The 18,060-nt window shown below is 64.5% G+C and carries 16 protein-coding genes and 1 other RNA gene; 15 read left to right on the top strand and 2 right to left on the bottom strand.

The window, feature by feature from the left end; genetic code table 11:
- Positions 1–129 precede the first annotated feature (129 nt).
- The 10 genes from nrdR to AC1RJW_RS21315 all read left to right on the top strand — a co-directional run bounded on the left by nrdR (position 130) and on the right by AC1RJW_RS21315 (position 11,602).
- A complete protein-coding gene (gene nrdR / locus AC1RJW_RS21360) occupies positions 130–594 on the top strand; it encodes a transcriptional regulator NrdR (RefSeq protein WP_086146069.1) in 465 nt (154 codons plus the stop codon).
- Between the two features lie 232 nt (positions 595–826).
- Positions 827–1,408 (top strand): type IV pilus modification protein PilV, encoded by a 582-nt coding sequence (pilV, locus tag AC1RJW_RS21355; RefSeq protein WP_493046740.1) that lies wholly within the window; start codon positions 827–829, stop codon positions 1,406–1,408.
- Entirely contained in the window at positions 1,405–2,382 is a 978-nt protein-coding gene (locus tag AC1RJW_RS21350) for a PilW family protein (RefSeq protein ID WP_493046739.1), read from the top strand. Before pilV ends, AC1RJW_RS21350 begins: the two co-directional genes overlap by 4 nt.
- A gap of 12 nt (positions 2,383–2,394) precedes the next feature.
- Complete coding sequence (locus AC1RJW_RS21345; RefSeq protein WP_493046738.1) at positions 2,395–3,063, top strand: pilus assembly PilX family protein; 669 nt, start codon at positions 2,395–2,397, stop codon at positions 3,061–3,063.
- Positions 3,064–3,104: 41 nt separating this feature from the next.
- Positions 3,105–6,968, top strand: a complete 3,864-nt coding sequence (locus AC1RJW_RS21340) for a pilus assembly protein (RefSeq protein ID WP_493046737.1) — start codon at positions 3,105–3,107, stop codon at positions 6,966–6,968.
- 89 nt (positions 6,969–7,057) lie between these two features.
- Entirely contained in the window at positions 7,058–7,558 is a 501-nt protein-coding gene (locus AC1RJW_RS21335) for a type IV pilin protein (RefSeq protein WP_493046736.1), read from the top strand.
- A 163-nt stretch (positions 7,559–7,721) separates the two neighbouring features.
- Positions 7,722–8,303 (top strand): GspH/FimT family protein, encoded by a 582-nt coding sequence (locus tag AC1RJW_RS21330; RefSeq protein WP_493046734.1) that lies wholly within the window; start codon positions 7,722–7,724, stop codon positions 8,301–8,303.
- Positions 8,304–8,365: 62 nt separating this feature from the next.
- Complete coding sequence (ribD, locus tag AC1RJW_RS21325; RefSeq protein ID WP_493046820.1) at positions 8,366–9,439, top strand: bifunctional diaminohydroxyphosphoribosylaminopyrimidine deaminase/5-amino-6-(5-phosphoribosylamino)uracil reductase RibD; 1,074 nt, start codon at positions 8,366–8,368, stop codon at positions 9,437–9,439.
- A 27-nt stretch (positions 9,440–9,466) separates the two neighbouring features.
- Positions 9,467–10,102, top strand: a complete 636-nt coding sequence (locus tag AC1RJW_RS21320) for a riboflavin synthase (RefSeq protein WP_070219574.1) — start codon at positions 9,467–9,469, stop codon at positions 10,100–10,102.
- 96 nt (positions 10,103–10,198) lie between these two features.
- Positions 10,199–11,602, top strand: a complete 1,404-nt coding sequence (locus tag AC1RJW_RS21315) for a hypothetical protein (protein ID WP_493046733.1) — start codon at positions 10,199–10,201, stop codon at positions 11,600–11,602.
- Here AC1RJW_RS21315 and AC1RJW_RS21310 read toward each other — a convergent pair.
- Positions 11,599–12,024, bottom strand: a complete 426-nt coding sequence (locus AC1RJW_RS21310) for an OsmC family protein (protein WP_409026887.1) — start codon at positions 12,022–12,024, stop codon at positions 11,599–11,601. The two genes, AC1RJW_RS21315 and AC1RJW_RS21310, sit on opposite strands and share 4 nt — an antisense overlap.
- 297 nt (positions 12,025–12,321) lie before the next feature.
- On the opposite strand from AC1RJW_RS21310, the gene ribBA reads away from it, so the two are divergent.
- The 3 genes from ribBA to nusB all read left to right on the top strand — a co-directional run bounded on the left by ribBA (position 12,322) and on the right by nusB (position 14,760).
- A complete protein-coding gene (gene ribBA, locus AC1RJW_RS21305) occupies positions 12,322–13,440 on the top strand; it encodes a bifunctional 3,4-dihydroxy-2-butanone-4-phosphate synthase/GTP cyclohydrolase II (RefSeq protein WP_070311568.1) in 1,119 nt (372 codons plus the stop codon).
- A 178-nt stretch (positions 13,441–13,618) separates the two neighbouring features.
- Positions 13,619–14,101, top strand: coding sequence for a 6,7-dimethyl-8-ribityllumazine synthase (gene ribH / locus AC1RJW_RS21300; protein WP_493046819.1), 483 nt, complete (start codon positions 13,619–13,621; stop codon positions 14,099–14,101).
- A gap of 188 nt (positions 14,102–14,289) precedes the next feature.
- Positions 14,290–14,760 carry a transcription antitermination factor NusB gene (gene nusB / locus AC1RJW_RS21295; RefSeq protein ID WP_071324693.1) on the top strand — a complete coding sequence of 157 codons (471 nt, stop codon included), beginning with the start codon at positions 14,290–14,292 and terminating at the stop codon, positions 14,758–14,760.
- A 121-nt stretch (positions 14,761–14,881) separates the two neighbouring features.
- Here the strand turns inward: nusB and AC1RJW_RS21290 are convergent, their stop codons facing one another.
- Positions 14,882–15,799 (bottom strand): transglycosylase SLT domain-containing protein, encoded by a 918-nt coding sequence (locus tag AC1RJW_RS21290; protein ID WP_493046732.1) that lies wholly within the window; start codon positions 15,797–15,799, stop codon positions 14,882–14,884.
- Positions 15,800–16,277: 478 nt separating this feature from the next.
- Here AC1RJW_RS21290 and ubiD point away from each other — a divergent pair, with 478 nt between their 5' ends.
- On the top strand, positions 16,278–17,762 hold the full coding sequence (ubiD, locus tag AC1RJW_RS21285; protein ID WP_493046731.1) for a 4-hydroxy-3-polyprenylbenzoate decarboxylase: 1,485 nt from the start codon (positions 16,278–16,280) through the stop codon (positions 17,760–17,762).
- Between the two features lie 186 nt (positions 17,763–17,948).
- Positions 17,949–18,047, top strand: an RNA gene (ffs, locus tag AC1RJW_RS21280) — signal recognition particle sRNA small type.
- The last annotated feature ends 13 nt before the right edge of the window (positions 18,048–18,060 follow it).

The raw sequence follows: 18,060 nt of genomic DNA, 5'->3' as shown, positions 1-18,060 counted from the left end.
GTGTCATACGGAGTAAGATTCTGTATGACACATTCCAGTCGTGCCCCAGGGCGCCCGGAGTGATTCGGGCGCCCTTTGTACAAGGGCGGCGATTTCCCGTAATTATTACTATAAAGTTGTAGCCAGCCCATGAAATGTCCATTTTGCCAGCACGGCGACACCCAGGTTCTCGATACGCGCGTATCGGAGGAAGGGGATGCCATACGGCGGCGGCGCCGCTGCGGCAAATGCGACAAGCGTTTCACCACCTACGAACGCATTGAACTTATCATGCCCGCCGTCGTCAAAAAGAATGGCAGCCGGACGGAGTTCGCTGCGGATAAGTTGCGCGGCAGTTTGATGCTGGCCTTGCGCAAGCGTCCCGTCGCGGCCGCCTCCGTGGATACGGCCATCGCTTCCATCCAGGAAAAACTGCTGACCAGCGGCTTGCGCGAAGTCGATTCCGGCTATATCGGCGAACTCGTCATGCAGGAACTCAAGCGCCTCGACAAGATCGCCTACATCCGCTTTGCCTCTGTTTATAAAAATTTCGAAGACCTGGCCGAGTTCCAGGATGCGATTGCCGAAGTGGGGCAGGCACGCGGCAAGCCCTGACGCTCGCTCTGACGTTCACCTTTTGATGACGGGGCCGTTCATGTGCCCCGTTTTCACCACGCCAGCATTCGCCTGGCAAGCGGCCTGATCAATCCCTGCGCCGTTCTTCTCGCCTTATCGCGCTCCTGTTTGCGCTAGCGCAGACCCCGTTTTTTGCACGCGCCTATCTTGTAGCTGGGCCGCGCGTCCGTGCGGCTCCGGTCCTGATGCATTCTGTCCGCAGGAGAAGCTCATGTACGGCGTCGCGCGTGGTTCCATGGATGGCAGCAGCCTCGTCGAGGTGCTGGTGTCGCTGCTGCTGTTGGCGCTGGGCCTGCTCGGTGCCAGCATCTTGCAATTGAACTCCCTGCGCGCGCGCCATGAATCGGCGCTGTTGTCGGCGGGCGCGCAACTGGCCGCCGGCATGGCCGAGCGCATGCGCGCCAACAGCGTGCTCATGCAGGGCCCCGATGCGGGCAATCCCTACCTGAACGTGGCCTACGCGGCGGACGATGCCGACGCTGGCGGCGGCGCGCCCGACTGCTTCGGCGCTGCCGCCTGCGGCGCGGCCGAACTGGCGCAATTCGACATCGCCGAGTGGAAACAGCAAATGCATGCGGCCTTGCCCGGCGCGCGCCTGCATATCTGCCGCGATGCACCCGCCTGGGATGCCGTCGCGCAAGGCTTGCACTGGGCGTGCAGCGGCGGCAAGGGCGCACCCATCGTCATCAAGCTGGGCTGGCGCGCCCGGCTGCCCGATGGCTCGCCCGCCGTGAATGGGGCGGGCGAGTCCTTGCCCAGGCTGGTATTCCAGCTGGGCGGAGGCGGCGCATGAACAGCGTGCACGTCCACCGGCGCCTGCATCGCGGCCTGAGCCTGGTCGAGCTGCTGGTGACCCTGTCGCTGGGCGCGTTGCTGATGCTGGCCGCGAGTAGCGTGCTGCTGGCCGCCAGCGGCAGCTATGGCGACCAGTCCGCCAGCGCGCGCCTGGACGACAATGGCCGCTATGCGCTCGACACCATCGCCCGCGCCGTGCGCCAGACGGCGTACGTGAACTGGGACAGCAGCGCAGCGCCCGTCGCCCATGCCGATGACGACAGCGCGAATGTCGCCGGGCTCGACGCGCGCAGCCTGGGCAAGAACAGCGAAGGCATCAGCGGCGCGTTGTCCGGTGCCCTGCATGGCAGCGATGTGCTGGCCCTGCGCTATTACGGCGCCGGCAAGGACGAGGGCGGAGACGGTTCCGTGCTCAATTGCGCCGGCTTCGGCGTGGGCGCCGCGCAAACGGAGGCGCAGCGGGGCTGGAGCATTTTCTATGTGGCGCAGGGCGGCGATGGCGAAGGCGAACTGCGCTGCAAATACCGTGGCGCGAACGGCTGGGGCGCGGATGCCGTCATCCGTGGCGTCGACGGCTTCCAGGTGCTGTATGGCCTGGACACGGATACGCCGCCCGACGGCGTGGCGAACCGGTATGTCAATGCCAGCGCGCTCGATGCCTACGATGCGGCGCTGGTGCTGGCGGGCGCCGACGCGGCCGCGCGCCAGCGCGATTTGCAGCGGCGTACGCACTGGAAGCGCGTGGCCAGCGTGCGCGTGGCGCTGTTGCTGCATGGCGAGGAGGGCCAGGCGGACAAGATGGCGGAACTGGGGCCGGCGCAGTTCGACCTGTTCGGCAAGGCATATGCCGAGGCGCATGGCGCCGGCGACACGGGCGTGCGCATCGCGCGCGCGTCCTTGCCCGCCGCGACGCGCTCCCGGCTGCGGCAACTGGTGCAGACGAGCATCATGCTGCGCAACGGGCCGGCCTAGGAGGGCAGCGCGATGGCTGGCGCGGGCGTCCGCTGTTGCGTACTTCGTTGCGTGTCTTGTTGTTCACTTCGTGCGCGCCGCGGTGGCGCTACCCTCGTGTATGTGCTGTGCCTTCTGGTAATCATCTTGCTGCTGGGCATATCGGCGGCGCAGATGGCCTTGCAGGGTGAAAAGGCGGCGCGTGGCGAGCGCGACCGGCAGATCGCGTTTCAGGCGGCGGAGGAAGCATTGGTGGATGCGCAGAACGATATCGAAGGCTTGCCCGGCGCACCGGGGCGTAGCAGCCTCTTCGCACCAGGCAGCGCGGCCGGGTTTGCGGACGGCTGCGGCGAAGGAGGCGCGCTGGGCTTGTGCCTGCCCGCGGCCCCGGATGCGCCGGCGCTCTGGCTGAGCATGGACCTCGATGGCGCCGAAGGGAGCAGCCGCGCCGTGCCATATGGCCAGTTCACGGGCGCCGTCATGCAGACGGGGCAGGGTTTCCTGCCGTCGCACCGGCCCCGCTACCTGATCGAATTGCTGCCGTTTCACCCGCCCGGCGCTCGGGCGGCGGCAGTGGCCGGCGGCATGGCCACGGAAAGCTATGTGTACCGCATCACGGCCATCGGTTTTGGCGCGCAGGAAAGCACGCAGGTCGTGCTGCAAAGTTATTATCGCAAGCAGGCGGCTGGAGCGGCGCCATGAGGGCTTTGTCGTTTGCATTGCTATCCGCTTGGAGGTCCGCTTTGTCGGCCGCCTTGCGGCGCGCCGGCTGGGCCTGGCTGCTGCTGGCCTGTCTGGCTAGCCAGGTTTGCGGCGGCGCCCTTGCGGCTGCCGTTCCCCCGGTGGTGCTGGCGCGTGCCGACGCGGGTTTGTATGGTGCCAGAGTGCCGCCAAATCTGCTGCTCAACCTGTCCCTCACGCATGCGGCCGCTGCTGCCGCGCATGGCGGCGAGTATGCGCCGCAGCGCGAGTACCTGGGGTACTTCCATGCGCGCATGTGCTACAGCTATCCGTACCGCAGCAAGGATGGCGCCTTGCTGCCGGACTTGCGCGTAGCGACCGCTTACTTCTCCGTGCTGAAGCCGGCCGATGCGCTGCACGGCTGCGGCGGCGATAGTTTCAGCGGCAACTTTCTCAACTGGGCCAGCGCCAGCATGCTCGACATCGTCCGTTACGCCCTGACGGGCGGCGACCGCGTCATCGACGAAGTGCACAAGACGGTGCTGCAGCGTGCTTACCTGCCCGATGCGGGCAGCCCCATCGACTTCTATGCCCACCCCGTCTTTTTCCCGCGCAAGGTCTTGCACACCGGCGTGGCGGCGGCGACGCCGTTTGCGCTGGCGCAATTGGCCATCGTTTCTTGCCGTAATCGGCTGCTGTTCGGCGATGCCAGCTTGCCCCCGGGCGGCAATTGCGACGCGCCCGGCTTTGCTGCCACGCACGACGTGTTCCTTGCGCGCGTGCGCGTCTGCGATGCCGATGAAGGGCCGTTGCGCGACGACTTGTGCCTGGCGTACGGCAAGAACTACAAGCCGGCGGGCGCCATGCAGCGCCATGGCGGCCGGGTGCGCGTGGGCGTGTTTGGCCACTTGAACGGCATGCCCGCCGGCGCCGGTCCCGTGTATGGCGGCGTGCTGCGCGCGCCGCTGGCCCATGTAGGCAGGCAGCGCTGGACGGCGCCCGATTTTTTGCCGCAAGACAATACCGGCGCCGAGTGGAATCCCGCTACTGGCGTATATGCATATCCGGCTGGGTTCCAGGGTGCGGGGCCTGGCGGCGGGGTGACCGCTTACATCAATGGCCTGGGCCGCAGCAACGCCGCGCATCCGGGCGCGTACGCCAGCGCCGCGCCGCTGGCCGAATTGCTGTACGAATCGCTGCGCTACCTGCAGGGGCGGCAAGCGAGCGCCGCAGTGCCGCCTGCCACCGACGAGGGCTTGCCGGTCGTGACTGCGTGGAGCGACCCGCAAACGGCCAGTTGCCAGCGCCACATCGTCGTCAGCCTCGGCGATGCGGGCATGGCGCTCGACCGCTACGTGCCCGGCAATGTCCCGCTAGCTCCCGCATCGAACGGCGACCGCGCCCGCGCGCCGGACGGTTTTGCGCCGCCGCCGTTCGACGCGATGGCTTGGACGCGTGCGGTAGGCAGCCTGGAAAGCGGCGGCACGCCCGGCAATCCCGCACCACGGCCCGAACTGGCGGCGCTGGAATTGCTGGCCGACGGGGCGGGCGGCGCCAGCTACCATGCGGCTGGCCTGGCCTACTGGTCGCATGTGCAGGCGCTGCGTCCGGGCGGCAAGAACGACGGCGTTGCCAAGGTCGAGCACTATGCGGGCGACTTGCGCCAGGGCGACCCGGCCGGCGAATCTGCAGCCATTCCTGCCGCGACGCCCTTGTTGCTTACGGCCAAATATGGCGGTTTTCTCGATGCGAACGCCGACGCCAACCCCTACAAGAGCGCGGCGGGCAACGCGCTGGAGGAATGGAGCCTCGATGGCCGCTGGCCCACCCATTACCTGCCCGGCAGCGATCCGGCCGCCCTGATCGCGGGACTGCGCGCGGCCTTTGCGGCCGCCGACAAGGACAGCTTGCCGGCGACGCTGGCGGGGCCGGCCCTGATGGCGCTGGCCAGCGGCACGGAAGAGGCATACTGGTTCCAGACGCAGCTGCGCCTGGCCGACGGCAGCATGGTCTTGTCGCGCAGCGGGTTTGCCGTGGGCGCCGATGGCGCATTGCTTCCCGGCAAGCCATGGTGGCGCGCGGGAGGACAGGATCAGTCCGCGTCAGATGGAACGCCGGCGGCCTTGCGTCCCGTCTACACGCTCGATGCCAAGGGCGCCCTGATGCCGCTGGCCTGGGCGCGGCTCGACGCGGAACAGCGCGGCGCATTCGACGGCGGCGATGAAAAAGGCGAGGCGCGCCTGGCGTACCTGCTGGGCCAGCGCACGCACGAGGCGGGCCAGCCAGGCGGCTTCCTGCGGCGCAGGTTTGGCAGCCTGGGCGCGGCGCCATACGGCAATCTCGTGTACGTGGGCGCGCCGGGACTGGGGATGCCTGGGGCCGGTTATGGCGTGCACCGCCAGGCGCTGCTGCAGCGGCGCAAGATGCTGTACCTGAGCGCCAACGATGGCTTGCTGCACGCGTTTGATGCCCGCACGGGCAGCGAATTGTTTGCCTATCTGCCGCAGGCGCTGCTGCACGCCTCGGCAGCCGCTGCGAGCACTCACTATAGCCCCGGCCCGCTGCTCGACGGCGCGGCGGCCACGGCAGAGGTGCTGGCGCTGGGACATTGGAAGACGGTGCTGGTGTCGGGCATGGGCGGCGGGGCGCAAGGCGTGTTTGCGCTCGACATCACCGACCCGGCGCGCTTCGCGCAGGATGGGGCGCTGTGGGAATTCACGGACCGCGACGACAAGCTGATGGGCAACGTACGCGCGCCGCCCGCCATTGCCCGCATCAACATGGGCGGCAAGGAGGGCGCGGTGGCCTACCGCGATTTTGCCATCGTCGCCAGCGGCTATAACAACCATGTAAACGACGGCAAGGACACGACGGCGCCCGCATCGTCCGCCGCCATCTTCCTGCTGGCGCTGGACAAGGCTCCCGGCACGCCTTGGATGTTGGGAAGTAATTACTTCCGTCTCAAGGTGCCCGTGTCCAGCGGCGGCGATGGCGGCCATGACGCTGATGCGGGCGCGGATGCCATGCCCCAGGCGCTGGGTCCGCCCGCCGTGGTACCGGGCAGCGACGGTGCGCTGGCGTATATCTATGCAGGCGATTTGCAGGGCAATATCTGGCGCCTCGACATGGCTGGCGGGCCGCCGTGGAAGGATGGCCAGGGACGCAAGCTCGTGTTTGTCGCGCGCGATGCGCAGGGCCGGCGCCAGCCCGTGACGCAGCAACTGAACGTCGCGTACGCACCTGGTGGCGGCTATCTGCTGCTGTTTGGCACGGGCAAGCTGGTCGAGGCGGCCGATACCTGGCCTTCCGCCTTTCTGTCGCAGTCGTTTTATGCCGTGCACGACGATGTGCGGGAAACATCTCCCACGCGCAGCCGTGCCGACCTGGAACAGCGCAGCCTGGGCGAAGTTGCGGGCGGCGTGCGCGTCGACGGCGCCGAGCTGCGCTACACGGGCAGCGACGCCATGCGCGGCTGGTATCTCGATTTCCTCAATACCGCGCAGACGGGCGAGCGCAGCATCAATAGTCCCGTGCTGGCCGCCGGAAGGGTGCTGTTCAACACCGTCCTGCCGGGGCGCGATCCTTGTGCCAAGCCTGCCACGCGCCTGTACGTGCTCGATGTGCTGAGCGGCTTTGCCGCCGATGGCGCCGGTGTGGTGCAGGCGGGCGAGCAGACGGGGCGCTTGTTCGATGGCCTGGCGCGCGCGCCGCCGCTGGCGCTGGAACTGACCAGCACGGTGGGCGCCGCGACGGCGGCAGGGCGGGCCGAAGGGCGCAAGGAACTGGCGGTGCTGCAACCGGGTTTGCCCGGCGGGGCCAGCGGGGCGGGACTCAAGGTCGTCAGCGCGCCGCTGCCCGCCCGGCGCCTCAGCTGGCGCGAAGTGGCGAACTGGCGCGAATTGCACGAGGCGGCCAAGAAGAAATAGGCGTGGGCATGGCTGGCGTGTCGCAAGTAACAGGCGTGCAGGCTGGCCACTTGCGGCGGCTGGCGGTTTTTGCGAAGAGGGGAGGTCAGATGGAAACGCTGGCAAGCCGGAACTGGTCCGCTGCAAATGGTGGCGCCCCTGCTGCCACCCCGGGCTTCAGCCTGATCGAACTGCTGGCTGCGCTGGCGATCATGAGCCTGCTGCTGGCGCTGGCCGTGCCCGCTTATCACGGCCATGTCGTGCGGGCCAAGCGGGTACAGGGGCAGGCGGCCCTGCTGCGGCTGATGCAGCAGCAGGAGCGCTATTATTCGCAAAACAACCACTATCTGGCGTTTTCCTCGGCCTCGCCGGCGCCGCAGGCGCAAGCGTTTCCATGGTGGTCCGGCGAAGGGGGCGCAGCCGGCAGTGCGTATGAAATCGAGGCGCTGGCCTGTCCCGGCCTGGCGATCGGGCAATGCGTGCTGTTGCGGGCCACGCCGGGCACGTCCAAGGTCGATGCGCAGTTCCAGGATGCCGATTGCGGCGTGCTGTCCTTGAGCAGCACGGGCCAGCGCGGCAGCAGCGGCCCCGCCAGCCATTGCTGGCCCTAAGTAACCCCCAATAAATTATTGTGATTTCTGACTTCCATAACCGGCCCTCTGCGGCGTTGCCCGCTGCTAGCAGTGCTCGCACTGCGTCGCAGCGGGCGCCTTGCATAGCATCCGGTTCTGTTCGTCATAAATTCACAATAATTTCCTGAGGATTACTTAGGCCATGGCCACGCGCAAGCGGCCACCGCGGACTGGGCGTGCCTTCGGGCACACCCTGCTTGAATTGCTGGCCGTGCTGGCAATTGCAGCCCTGCTGGCGGCCGCGGCCTTGCCCAGCTTGCAGCAGGTGCTGGCGCGCCAGCAGGTGCGCGCGGCGGCCACGGACTTGTTTTCGGCCATCGAATTGACGCGGGCGCAGGCGATGGCGCGCGGCCGGCGCGTGCTGCTGATGCCGGCCGGGCCCGGTGGCACGGACTGGCGCACGGGCTGGCTGGTGTTTATCGACAGCAATGCCAACCTGGCGTTCGACGAGGGCGACGAATTGCTGTTCCGCCAGGGGCCGCTGCCGGCGGGCATCGCGGCCCAGTTCGTGTTTTCCTCGGTCACGGCGCCGTTTTATATCGCCTACAATGGCGCAGGACGCAGTTGCAGCGCGACCAATAGCCTGGCGGCGCGCTGGGGCACCTTGTCCCTGGCTTTGGGAAAGCAGGTGCGCCATATTAAAATCAATATGCTGGGCAGGGTGCGCGTGTGCGACCCGCAACAGCAAGCGGCCAATTGCAGCGGCGTGGCCGACAGTTCGTAACCCGACTTATCTATTACTCACTCTCAAAGAAGCCCGTGGAAATACTCAACGATATCGATGGCATGCGCCTGGCGCTGGAATGGGCGGCGCGCGGTTTATACACGACCTCGCCCAATCCCCGCATCGGCTGCGTGATCGTCCGGGATGGCCAGGTGATCGGTGCCGGCGTGACGCAGGCGGCCGGGCAGGATCATGCCGAGGTGCAAGCGCTGGCGAATGCGGCGGCGCGCGGCAACGACGTGCGCGGCGCCACGGCCTATGTCACCCTGGAACCGTGCAACCACCATGGCCGTACGCCGCCGTGCTCCGATGCGCTCGTGCGCGCGGGGCTGGGGCGCGTCGTGGCCGCCATGACGGACCCGAATCCGCTGGTGGCGGGGCAGGGGCTGGCCAAGCTGGAAGCGGCCGGCATCGCCGTCAGCACGGGCGTGCTGGCGGACGAGGCATATGAAATGAATATCGGCTTCTTTTCGCGCATGCAGCGCGGCAAGCCGTGGGTGCGCATGAAAACGGCAGCCAGCCTAGACGGCATGACGGCCTTGCATAATGGCCAGAGCCAGTGGATCACGGGGCCGCAGGCGCGCGCCGATGGTCACGCCTGGCGCGCGCGCGCCTGCGCCATCCTGACGGGCATCGGCACGGTCAAGGCGGACGACCCGCAACTGAACGTGCGCGCCGTCGAGACGCCGCGCCAGCCGCGCCGCATCGTCGTCGACAGCCGGCTCGACATCAGCCTCGACGCGCGCATCTTGCAGGGCGGCGGCACGTGGATTGTGGCGGCCGTGGCCAATCCGGAAAAGGAAGCGCAGCTGCGCGCCTTGGGCGCGGAAGTCATCATGTTGCCGAACGCGGCCGGCAAGGTCGACCTGGCCGCGCTGATGCTGGAGCTGGGACGCCGGCAAATCAATGAAGTCCACGTCGAGGCCGGCTCCAAGCTGAACGGTTCGCTGATCCGCGAAGGCTGCGTCGACGAGTTGCTGGTCTACCTGGCGCCCACCTTGCTGGGCGACGCGCAAGGCATGTTTGCCTTGCCCGCATTGACGGATATCAAGCAGCAGCGCACCTTGCAATTTCATCAGGTTCAGCAAGTGGGCGAAGATTTGCGTATCCTTGCAAGATTCGTCCAGCGCAATTAATACTTTTATACTTTATAGGGTTAGTTCATGTTTACAGGAATTGTTGCCGCCATCGGCAAGATTGAAACCGTGCAAGCACTCGAAGGCGGCCTCGACGCAGGCGTGCGCCTGACCATCCACGCGGGCGGCTTGCCGCTGGCCGATGTTGCCCTCGGCGATTCGATCGCCATCAATGGCGCCTGCATGACGGTGGTGGAAAAGTCGGACACGGGCTTTGCCGTCGATGTCTCGCGCGAAAGCCTCAATTGCACCGTGGGCCTCGATACGACGACGGAAGTGAACCTGGAAAAAGCCCTGACCCTGGCCGAGCGCCTGGGCGGCCATTTGGTGTCCGGCCACGTCGACGGCCTGGGCATCGTGCGCAAGTTCGAAGCCGTGGGCGAATCGTGGGAACTGGTGATCGAAGCGCCGCACGAACTGGCGAAATACCTGGCCTTCAAGGGTTCCGTCGTCGTCAATGGCGTGTCGCTGACCGTCAACAGAGTGGAAGACCTGGGCGCGGGCGCCGTCAACGGCTGCCGTTTCTCGATCAATTTGATTCCCCATACGATCGCCATGACGACCCTGAAACACTTGACGGTCGATGGCAAGGTCAACCTGGAAATCGACCTGATCGCCCGCTATGTCGAGCGCATGTTGTCGCTGGACAAGGCTGCCGCCTGATACAAGAACACCGCAACACATTCTCGCCTTGCCAAGCGTGTGTTGCTTTTCTTTCAGACGCGCATACTATGAAGCTTTCCGCAGTGGAGGCTAGCCATGGACCCGATTTCGCGCGCAACCGTGCCCAACACCATCCCGGCCACGTCCCGCGTGGATCAGACGGCGCCGCTGGCGCCCGCGCTGCCCGTGCCGTCGTCCAGCGCGGCGGCGGCCCTTGCCGCTTTGTCATCGACTCAGGTCGACATTTCCCCGCTGGGCCAGTTCCTGTCCGGCGTGGCCTTGTCGCGCCGGCAACTGCTGGCCTTGCAGGGCGCCACGGAGGAGGCCCGGGCGGCAAATACCCCCGTGAATGTCAATGACGACTTGCTGGCGCTGGCGCGGCAGCTGACGGAATCGTTCGCCCAGCTGCAAACGAGCGGCATCGATGCCAGCCAGCTGGCAACGGCGGGCGACACGCCGGGCAGCCTGGCGCAGCGCTACGATTTGCTGTCGGGCGACGGCACGACGGATGCGGCGGCCGCGCTGGCGCAGGACGGCAGCCTGCTCACGCAGGCGGGCCTGGCCCGCATCGGCATCGATTTGCGCAATGAAGATGTCAACCCCGCAACTTTACAGGCCGCGTATGCGGCCGACAGCCATGCCACCCTGAATGCCTTGCAGCAGGGAACGGACGTGCTGGCGCAGGTGGGCGCCGTGCTGGCCCAGCGGCAGGGCGCGCCGGTGGCGACCAATGTCGAAGCGGATTTGACGGGCGACGCACTGCCGGCCAGCCCCGCGCAGGCCGTGCCGCTGCAGGCCATCGACGAGGCGCCGCCGCAAACGGCCGCGATTGCACAGCGACAACTGGAATTGCAGCAGCAACTGGAAGCGGAAGAACTGAACCTGGACTTGCAGGAGCTGCGGCCCCAGCCGACGGCGCAAGCCGCCATTGATGCAGCGCAATTGCTGCAGACGCAGCGCACGGACAGCCAGCGCGTGGATGCCCAGCGTGTTGACGACGAACGCCTGGGCAGCGAACGCATCAATGCAGATCAGCAGGCGCAGCAGCAGGAAACCGCACGGGTGGATGAGTTGCGCCAGGGACAGGTGCAGCAGCAGGGCTTGCAAGAGCAGGCGCAAGCGGCGGCGGACGATGCGGCGCGGGCGCAGCTGGCCGCCAGCGACGCGCAACTGGCGGCCCAGGCGGCGAGCGAGCGGGCCCAGTCGCTGGCGCGCGCCGCGCAGGGGCAAGCCGATACGGGCCTGGCGACGGCGCAAGCCCAGCTGGCCCAGCAAAATGCGCAGGCGCAAGAGCTGGCCGCGCAAGCGGCGGGCCGTGCCGTGCCGCCGCCCTCGTCGCAAGACCCGTCCGTGGCGGCGGCTATTGCCGCGTATAACCTGAACAATGCAGCCCTGAACCCCGGCTTGATGAACCGGCCATTGCCGGCCAGCGACTCGCGCCTGCCGCTGGTGGCACCGGTGGCCCCCGTGGAACCCGTCAAGCCCGTGACGAAAATCTAGGGCAGCAGGGTAGCGTCCAGGGTAATGTTGGCTTTAAGCAGCTTCGACACGGGGCAGCCGGCCTTGGCCTTGCCCGTCAACTCCGCGAATTTCGCCTGGTCCGCGCCCGGTATCTTCGCTTTCAGGATCAAATGGACGGCCGTGATGGCAAAACCGTCGTCCACCTTGTCGAGGGTCACTTCGGCCGTCGTCTCCATCTTTTCGGCCGTCAGGCCCGCTTCGCCGAGGATCAGCGACAGGGCCATGGTGAAGCAGCCCGCGTGGGCGGCGCCGATCAGTTCCTCGGGATTCGTGCCGGGCTTGCCTTCGAAGCGGCTGGCAAAGCCGTAGGGATATTCCTGCAAGGCGCCGCTGCGCGTGCTGATGGCGCCCTTGCCGTCCTTGATGCCGCCTGACCAGATGGCCGATCCATTGGTTTTCATGTTGCCGCTCCTGTGTGGGGTGTCGCTGCGAGTGGAGTGTCAGCGCCGTGGCGGTGACTGGCTGATCTTATGCTCTTTGCAAGGCCGGCGGCGCGCGTTTTGCCGTCGCCGTTTGCGCCGGATCGAGGAATCGGCGCTTTGTGGGGCAGGCTGCGGCGTCCATGCCGCAAAGCTGTCTTATTTCAGGCCTGCAAGCGCCAAATCCTTTAAAATAGCAGGTTATAAGAAAATTCCCGGAAATTCGCGGAATATTCGCACGCGATGTTTCAGTTTTTAGTCTCACTAAGAGGATCAATGATGTCTATTTCCAGCACCGAAGAGATCGTCGCCGAATTGCGCGCCGGCCGCATGGTGATACTGGTCGATGAAGAAGACCGGGAAAATGAAGGCGATCTGGTGCTTGCCGCCGATTTCGTGACGCCTGAAGCCATCAATTTCATGATCACGCATGCGCGTGGCCTGGTTTGCCTGACCCTGACGGAAGAGCGTTGCGACGAGCTGAACCTGTCGATGATGACGTCGCGCAACGGTACCGCGTATGGCACCAACTTCACCGTGTCGATCGAAGCGGCCGAAGGCGTGACGACGGGCATTTCCGCCGCCGACCGCGCCAAGACCATCCAGGTAGCGGTTGCCAAGGGCACGCAGCCCAGCGATATCGTCCAGCCTGGCCATATCTTCCCCCTGAAAGCGCAAAAAGGCGGCGTGCTGATGCGCGCAGGCCATACGGAAGCCGGTTGCGACCTGACGGCCATGGCCGGCCTGACGCCCGCGTCCGTGATTTGCGAAATCATGAAGGACGACGGCACCATGGCGCGCCTGCCGGACTTGCTGGTGTTTGCCGAGCAGCATGGCCTGAAGATCGGCACGATTGCCGACCTGATCCATTACCGCAGCCAGACGGAGTCCCTGGTCGAGCGCGTTGCCGAGCGTACCCTGCACACGGCGCACGGCGAATTCCGCCTGATCGCGTTCCGCGACAAGCCCAGCGCCTCGGCCCATCTGGCCCTCGTGCATGGCGACCTGGCGCCCGGCCTGGAAGCGCTGGTACGCGTGCACCAGCCCGTTTCCCTGCTGGACGTGCTGGAAAGCGAAGCGACCACCCACTCGTGGACGGTGGCTGCCTCGATGGCCGCCATCAAGCAGTCCGAGCGGGGCGTGATGGTCTTGCTGAACTGCGGCGAGACGTCCAGCGAGCTGTTTGCCCAGTTCGCCGCGCTCGATACGCCGCAAGCCAAGCCGAAAGGCCGTGCCGCCAGCATGGACCTGCGCAGCTACGGCATCGGCGCGCAAATCCTGCGCGACCTGGGCGTAAGCAAGATGCAGTTGCTGGCCAGCCCCCGCAAGATGCCGTCGATGGTCGGTTTCGACCTGGAAGTCACGGGTTTTCAGTGCCATCCAGGCCAGGACGCCTGACCAAATCTACTGCGCGTCGCGATTTGCGGCCTGCGATGCTCACTGTACTATCCGTACAGTTGCGCTTCTTGACCACAACTCGCTGCCGCTCGCTACGATTTTGTCAGGCGTCGATGTAAGAGTAAACGATGGCGGCATGTGCATGCCGCCCTGAACCACCAGATTAAAGAGGCATATGATGACCGTAGGAGCATACGAAACCAATTTTGCCGGCGAAGGTTTGCGCGTCGGTATCGTCCAGGCACGATTCAATGAAATCGTCGGCGGTGGCTTGCTGTCGGCATGCCTGGAAGAGTTGAGCAAGCTGGGCGTGGCCGATGAAGATATCCTGCACGTGACCGTGCCGGGCGCCCTGGAAATCCCACTGATTCTGCAAAAAATGGCAGAAAGCGAGCAATTCGACGCCCTGATCGCACTGGGCGCCGTGATTCGCGGTGAAACCTACCACTTCGAGCTGGTATCGAACGAATCGGGCGCGGGCATCACGCGCGTCGGTCTCGATTACGGCATCCCCATCGCCAACGCAGTGTTGACGACGGAAAACGACGAGCAGGCGGAAGTGCGCATGCTGGTCAAGGGAGCCGAAGCGGCACGCGTGGCAGTGGAAATGGCTAATTTAGCGCAAGCGCTAGAAGAGTTGCAAGACACCGACGAAGACTAAGCGCGTGTGATAAGAATGCCATGGCTGCGTTGCAAGGCCTCGCCGTACTTTCGTACTGTCTTCGGCCTCGCGCCTTGCCCTGACATCCTTCTCACGCACGCTTGAATTGCGGCCGCGCTGCCTAAAAGCGCGCCGCAGTGTCTCGCCGGAATTTGTAGTGAACACGTACTTAAGAACAGGTAACAATCATGACTGAGAAAAATTTGCTCGCCAATCCCAGCAAAAACCGCACGCCGCGTCACCGCGCGCGCGAGTTTGCGCTGCAGGGCTTGTACCAGTGGCTGCTGAACAATGAAGACGCGACCACCGTCGTGAACAATATTCGCGCGGCCCACGGCTTCGACAAGGCCGATGGCGATCATTTCACGGTGCTGCTGTACGGCACCATCAAGGATTCGCTGGCGCTGCGCGACAGCATGGCACCCTTGATCGACCGCAATATTGCGGAATTGTCGCCCATCGAACACGGCATCCTGCTGATCGGCGCATTCGAGCTGAAGAACAACATGGAAATCCCGTACCGCGTCGTCATCAACGAAGCGGTCGAGCTGGCCAAGTCGTTTGGCGGCATCGACGGCCACAAGTATGTGAACGGCGTGCTGGATAAATTGGCAGTGAAATTCCGCGAGGAAGAAGTCAACGCCAACAAGCGCAAGTAATATAGTGAGTAGTTCCTGCGGCTGCTGCCGCAGGGCAACAAAAAAGCCACCGGCACTTGCGTGCGGTGGCTTTTTCTTTGGGTGCTGCTTTTCGGATGCTGCTGTGAGGGCTTTTAAAGGGTCACAGGCCGGCGATCTCGTTGTGCGGCAGCACTTTGATGGTGATGCCGCTTTCCGGCGCAGGCGCCTTGGCTGGCGCTGGCGTGTTCGATGCCATCACCGGCGTGCTGGTCGGCACGCGCTGGCCGGCCGACACTTGCTTCAGGCGGCGGTATTCGGCCAGCACGCGCGAGCCGTAGCCCGAGTCGGTGGCGAAGTTGGCGGCGCCCACATAGGTTTTCAAGCCCGCTTCGACGGAACCGCCACGCGTGACGTAGTCTTTCAGGATCAGGGAGCCGACGCGGATGTTGGCGACGGGATTCAAGGCAGCTTGCACGCCGCCCATTTCCTGGAAGCGCTCATGGTGCACTTTCGACATGACCTGCATCAGGCCTTGCGCGCCGACGGGGCTTTCCGCAAACGGGTTCAAGCCCGATTCGATGGCCATCACGGCCAGGATCAGCAGCGGGTCCAGCTTGATTTCGCGCGCCGTCAGGTAGGCCGTCGAAACGAGCATATTGGTCGCATCGTTGGCCACGCGGTAGCGCTTGGAGAGCCAGTTGGTGACCCATTGCTGCTGCTTTTGCGTGCCCAGCAGGGCTTTTTCTTCCTTGGTCAAAGGTGCTTCGCTGGCGGCGGCCGTCTGCACGGATGCCGGCGCTGCCATCAGGGCCGACAGGGCCGGCGCTTCGACGGCTTGCGCCTCTGCCATCGGCAGCGGGAACAGGCTGTGCGTCAGTTGCTTGCCCAGGTCGGGGCGGAACATCAGCAGGGCGATCAGTGCCAGGGCGGAAATGCCGAAGACTGTCAGAGTGTGTTGCGCGGTGGTCAAAACGCCACGTGCCGAAATGGCTTGTGCGCGGGCGCGCAAACGCGCCAACGCTGGCTGGCCAGCCACGGTTGAAGCAGGCAAGGCTGCTTCAGTGCTACGATGAGTCATAGAGTTCCCCGAAATGTCGCGTCAACAGGCAGCCCCTCCGCGGTCTCGCGGTGTTGTGGGTACTGCCAATGCCGTGCATCAGAAATATCATCGTTTCCGCCGCGTATGGATGCGTGCGAGAAACGCCGTCATTGCTTGCTTGAGCTGATCGGTCCCATGCTGGTATTGGATCAGTCGCAATACAACTTTTACCGGGGGTAAGGCAGACGCCTTTTGAAAACACTCCTTAAAATGTCATGTGGAGCCCCGACTCCGTGAATGAAAGAGAAACGCTAAAATCAAGCTCTGGGCCGGCGTGCTCTTTCAAGTTGGGCGAATTGTAGAAGCCGTTTTATATCAAGTCAATACTAACGAATCGATTCTTTATTACTTTTATGTCTTACTTTTTGACTTGCATTGTGCCAAAAGCCAATAAAATCAATTACTTGGCATAGATCCTTCAGCAACGGCGTCCGACGTCAAAAAAAATTAAAAACACATGAAATATTCAGATTTGCGAGATTTTATTTCTCAACTGCAACAAATGGGTGAACTTAAGCCCATTTCGACCCCCATTTCACCGATTTTGGAGATGACGGAAGTGTGCGACCGCACCTTGCGGGCGGGCGGACCGGCCTTGCTGTTCAACAATCCAACGGGATACGACATGCCGGTGCTGGGCAATCTGTTCGGCACGACGCGCCGCGTGGCGCTGGGCATGGGCGCGGAAGACGTCAGCGAATTGCGCAAGATCGGCCATGTGCTGGCGCGCATGAAGGAGCCGGAGCCGCCGAAGGATTTCAAGGATCTGCTGGGCCTGGGTTCCTTGGTGAAATCCGTGTGGGACATGTCGCCGAAGGAATTGCGCGGCGCCAAATGCCAGGAAATCGTCTGGGAAGGCAATGACGTCGACCTGGCGCGCCTGCCGATCCAGCATTGCTGGCCCGGCGATATCGCTCCCTTGATCACCTGGGGCCTGGTGATCACCAAGGGGCCGAACAAGAAGCGGCAAAACCTCGGCATCTACCGCCAGCAGGTGCTGGGGCGCAACAAGGTCATCATGCGCTGGCTGGCGCACCGGGGCGGGGCGCTGGACTTCCGCGAGCACGCGATCCAGAGCAAGGGCAAGCCGTATCCGATCGCCGTCGCGCTCGGTGCCGATCCCGCTACTATATTAGGGGCCGTCACGCCGGTGCCGGACAGCCTGTCCGAATACCAGTTCGCCGGCTTGCTGCGCGGCAGCCGCACGGAGCTGGTGAAAGCCATCGGCAGCGAGCTGCGCGTGCCCGCCTCGGCCGAAATCGTGCTCGAAGGCCATATCTACCCGGACGAAAACCATCCGAGCGGCTACGAGCACGCGCTGGAAGGACCGTATGGCGACCACACGGGCTACTATAATGAGCAGGACAGTTTCCCCGTGTTCACCATCGACCGCATCACCATGCGCCGCGACCCGATCTACCACTCCACGTATACAGGCAAACCGCCGGACGAGCCGGCCGTGCTGGGCCTGGCCCTGAACGAAGTGTTCGTGCCCCTGCTGCAAAAGCAGTTCAGCGAAATCACCGATTTCTATCTGCCGCCCGAAGGCTGCAGCTACCGCATGGCCGTGGTGCAGATCAAGAAACAGTATGCGGGCCACGCCAAGCGCGTGATGTTCGGCGTGTGGAGCTTTTTGCGCCAGTTCATGTATACCAAGTTCATCGTCGTCGTCGACGAAGACGTGAACATCCGCGACTGGAAAGAAGTCATCTGGGCCATCACCACGCGGGTCGACCCCATCCGCGACACCACCCTGGTCGACAACACGCCCATCGATTACCTGGACTTTGCCTCGCCCGTCAGCGGCCTGGGCAGCAAGATGGGCATCGATGCGACGAATAAATGGCCGGGCGAAACGACGCGCGAGTGGGGCACGACGATCGCCATGACGCCGGAAGTGAAGGCGAAGGTGGATGGGATCTGGCAAGAGCTGGGTTTGTAGGTATTGGGTAGGGCGGGGTAGGTCGGGTTAGCGCTTGCGCGTAACCCGACGTTGCGGCTCGGCAGTGTCGGCCGCGTACTCAGCAGTGTCGGCTTACGGCCTGCGGCCTAAGCCGACCTACGCCGACGCACACAGCATTGACACGGCAATTTCCCAATCCTGCGCAGACCGGTTATAATTGTCCCCGGCGGGCCCCTGCGCATCGTGGCATGGCTAACCTGGTCAGGTCGGGAACGAAGCAGCCACGGCTATTAACCATGAGTGCCGCAGATCAGGCTCGCCTCCTTCGGGAATGTTT

It is taken from the genome of Janthinobacterium sp. GW822-FHT07A03, assembly GCF_058798815.1.
This window is presented reverse-complemented; position numbering and strand designations above follow the sequence as displayed.

Bases quoted from the DNA above. Each gene is read 5' to 3' on its own strand.
- AC1RJW_RS21335 (WP_493046736.1), top strand. From the start codon at position 7,058: ATGGAAACGCTGGCAAGCCGGAACTGGTCCGCTGCAAATGGTGGCGCC.
- AC1RJW_RS21330 (WP_493046734.1), top strand. From the start codon at position 7,722: ATGGCCACGCGCAAGCGGCCACCGCGGACTGGGCGTGCCTTCGGGCAC.
- AC1RJW_RS21315 (WP_493046733.1), top strand. From the start codon at position 10,199: ATGGACCCGATTTCGCGCGCAACCGTGCCCAACACCATCCCGGCCACG.
- ribBA (WP_070311568.1), top strand. From the start codon at position 12,322: ATGTCTATTTCCAGCACCGAAGAGATCGTCGCCGAATTGCGCGCCGGC.
- AC1RJW_RS21345 (WP_493046738.1), top strand. From the start codon at position 2,395: ATGGCTGGCGCGGGCGTCCGCTGTTGCGTACTTCGTTGCGTGTCTTGT.
- ubiD (WP_493046731.1), top strand. From the start codon at position 16,278: ATGAAATATTCAGATTTGCGAGATTTTATTTCTCAACTGCAACAAATG.
- AC1RJW_RS21310 (WP_409026887.1), bottom strand. From the start codon at position 12,024: ATGAAAACCAATGGATCGGCCATCTGGTCAGGCGGCATCAAGGACGGC.
- AC1RJW_RS21350 (WP_493046739.1), top strand. From the start codon at position 1,405: ATGAACAGCGTGCACGTCCACCGGCGCCTGCATCGCGGCCTGAGCCTG.
- pilV (WP_493046740.1), top strand. From the start codon at position 827: ATGTACGGCGTCGCGCGTGGTTCCATGGATGGCAGCAGCCTCGTCGAG.
- AC1RJW_RS21320 (WP_070219574.1), top strand. From the start codon at position 9,467: ATGTTTACAGGAATTGTTGCCGCCATCGGCAAGATTGAAACCGTGCAA.
- ribH (WP_493046819.1), top strand. From the start codon at position 13,619: ATGACCGTAGGAGCATACGAAACCAATTTTGCCGGCGAAGGTTTGCGC.
- AC1RJW_RS21290 (WP_493046732.1), bottom strand. From the start codon at position 15,799: ATGACTCATCGTAGCACTGAAGCAGCCTTGCCTGCTTCAACCGTGGCT.
- nusB (WP_071324693.1), top strand. From the start codon at position 14,290: ATGACTGAGAAAAATTTGCTCGCCAATCCCAGCAAAAACCGCACGCCG.
- nrdR (WP_086146069.1), top strand. From the start codon at position 130: ATGAAATGTCCATTTTGCCAGCACGGCGACACCCAGGTTCTCGATACG.
- ribD (WP_493046820.1), top strand. From the start codon at position 8,366: ATGCGCCTGGCGCTGGAATGGGCGGCGCGCGGTTTATACACGACCTCG.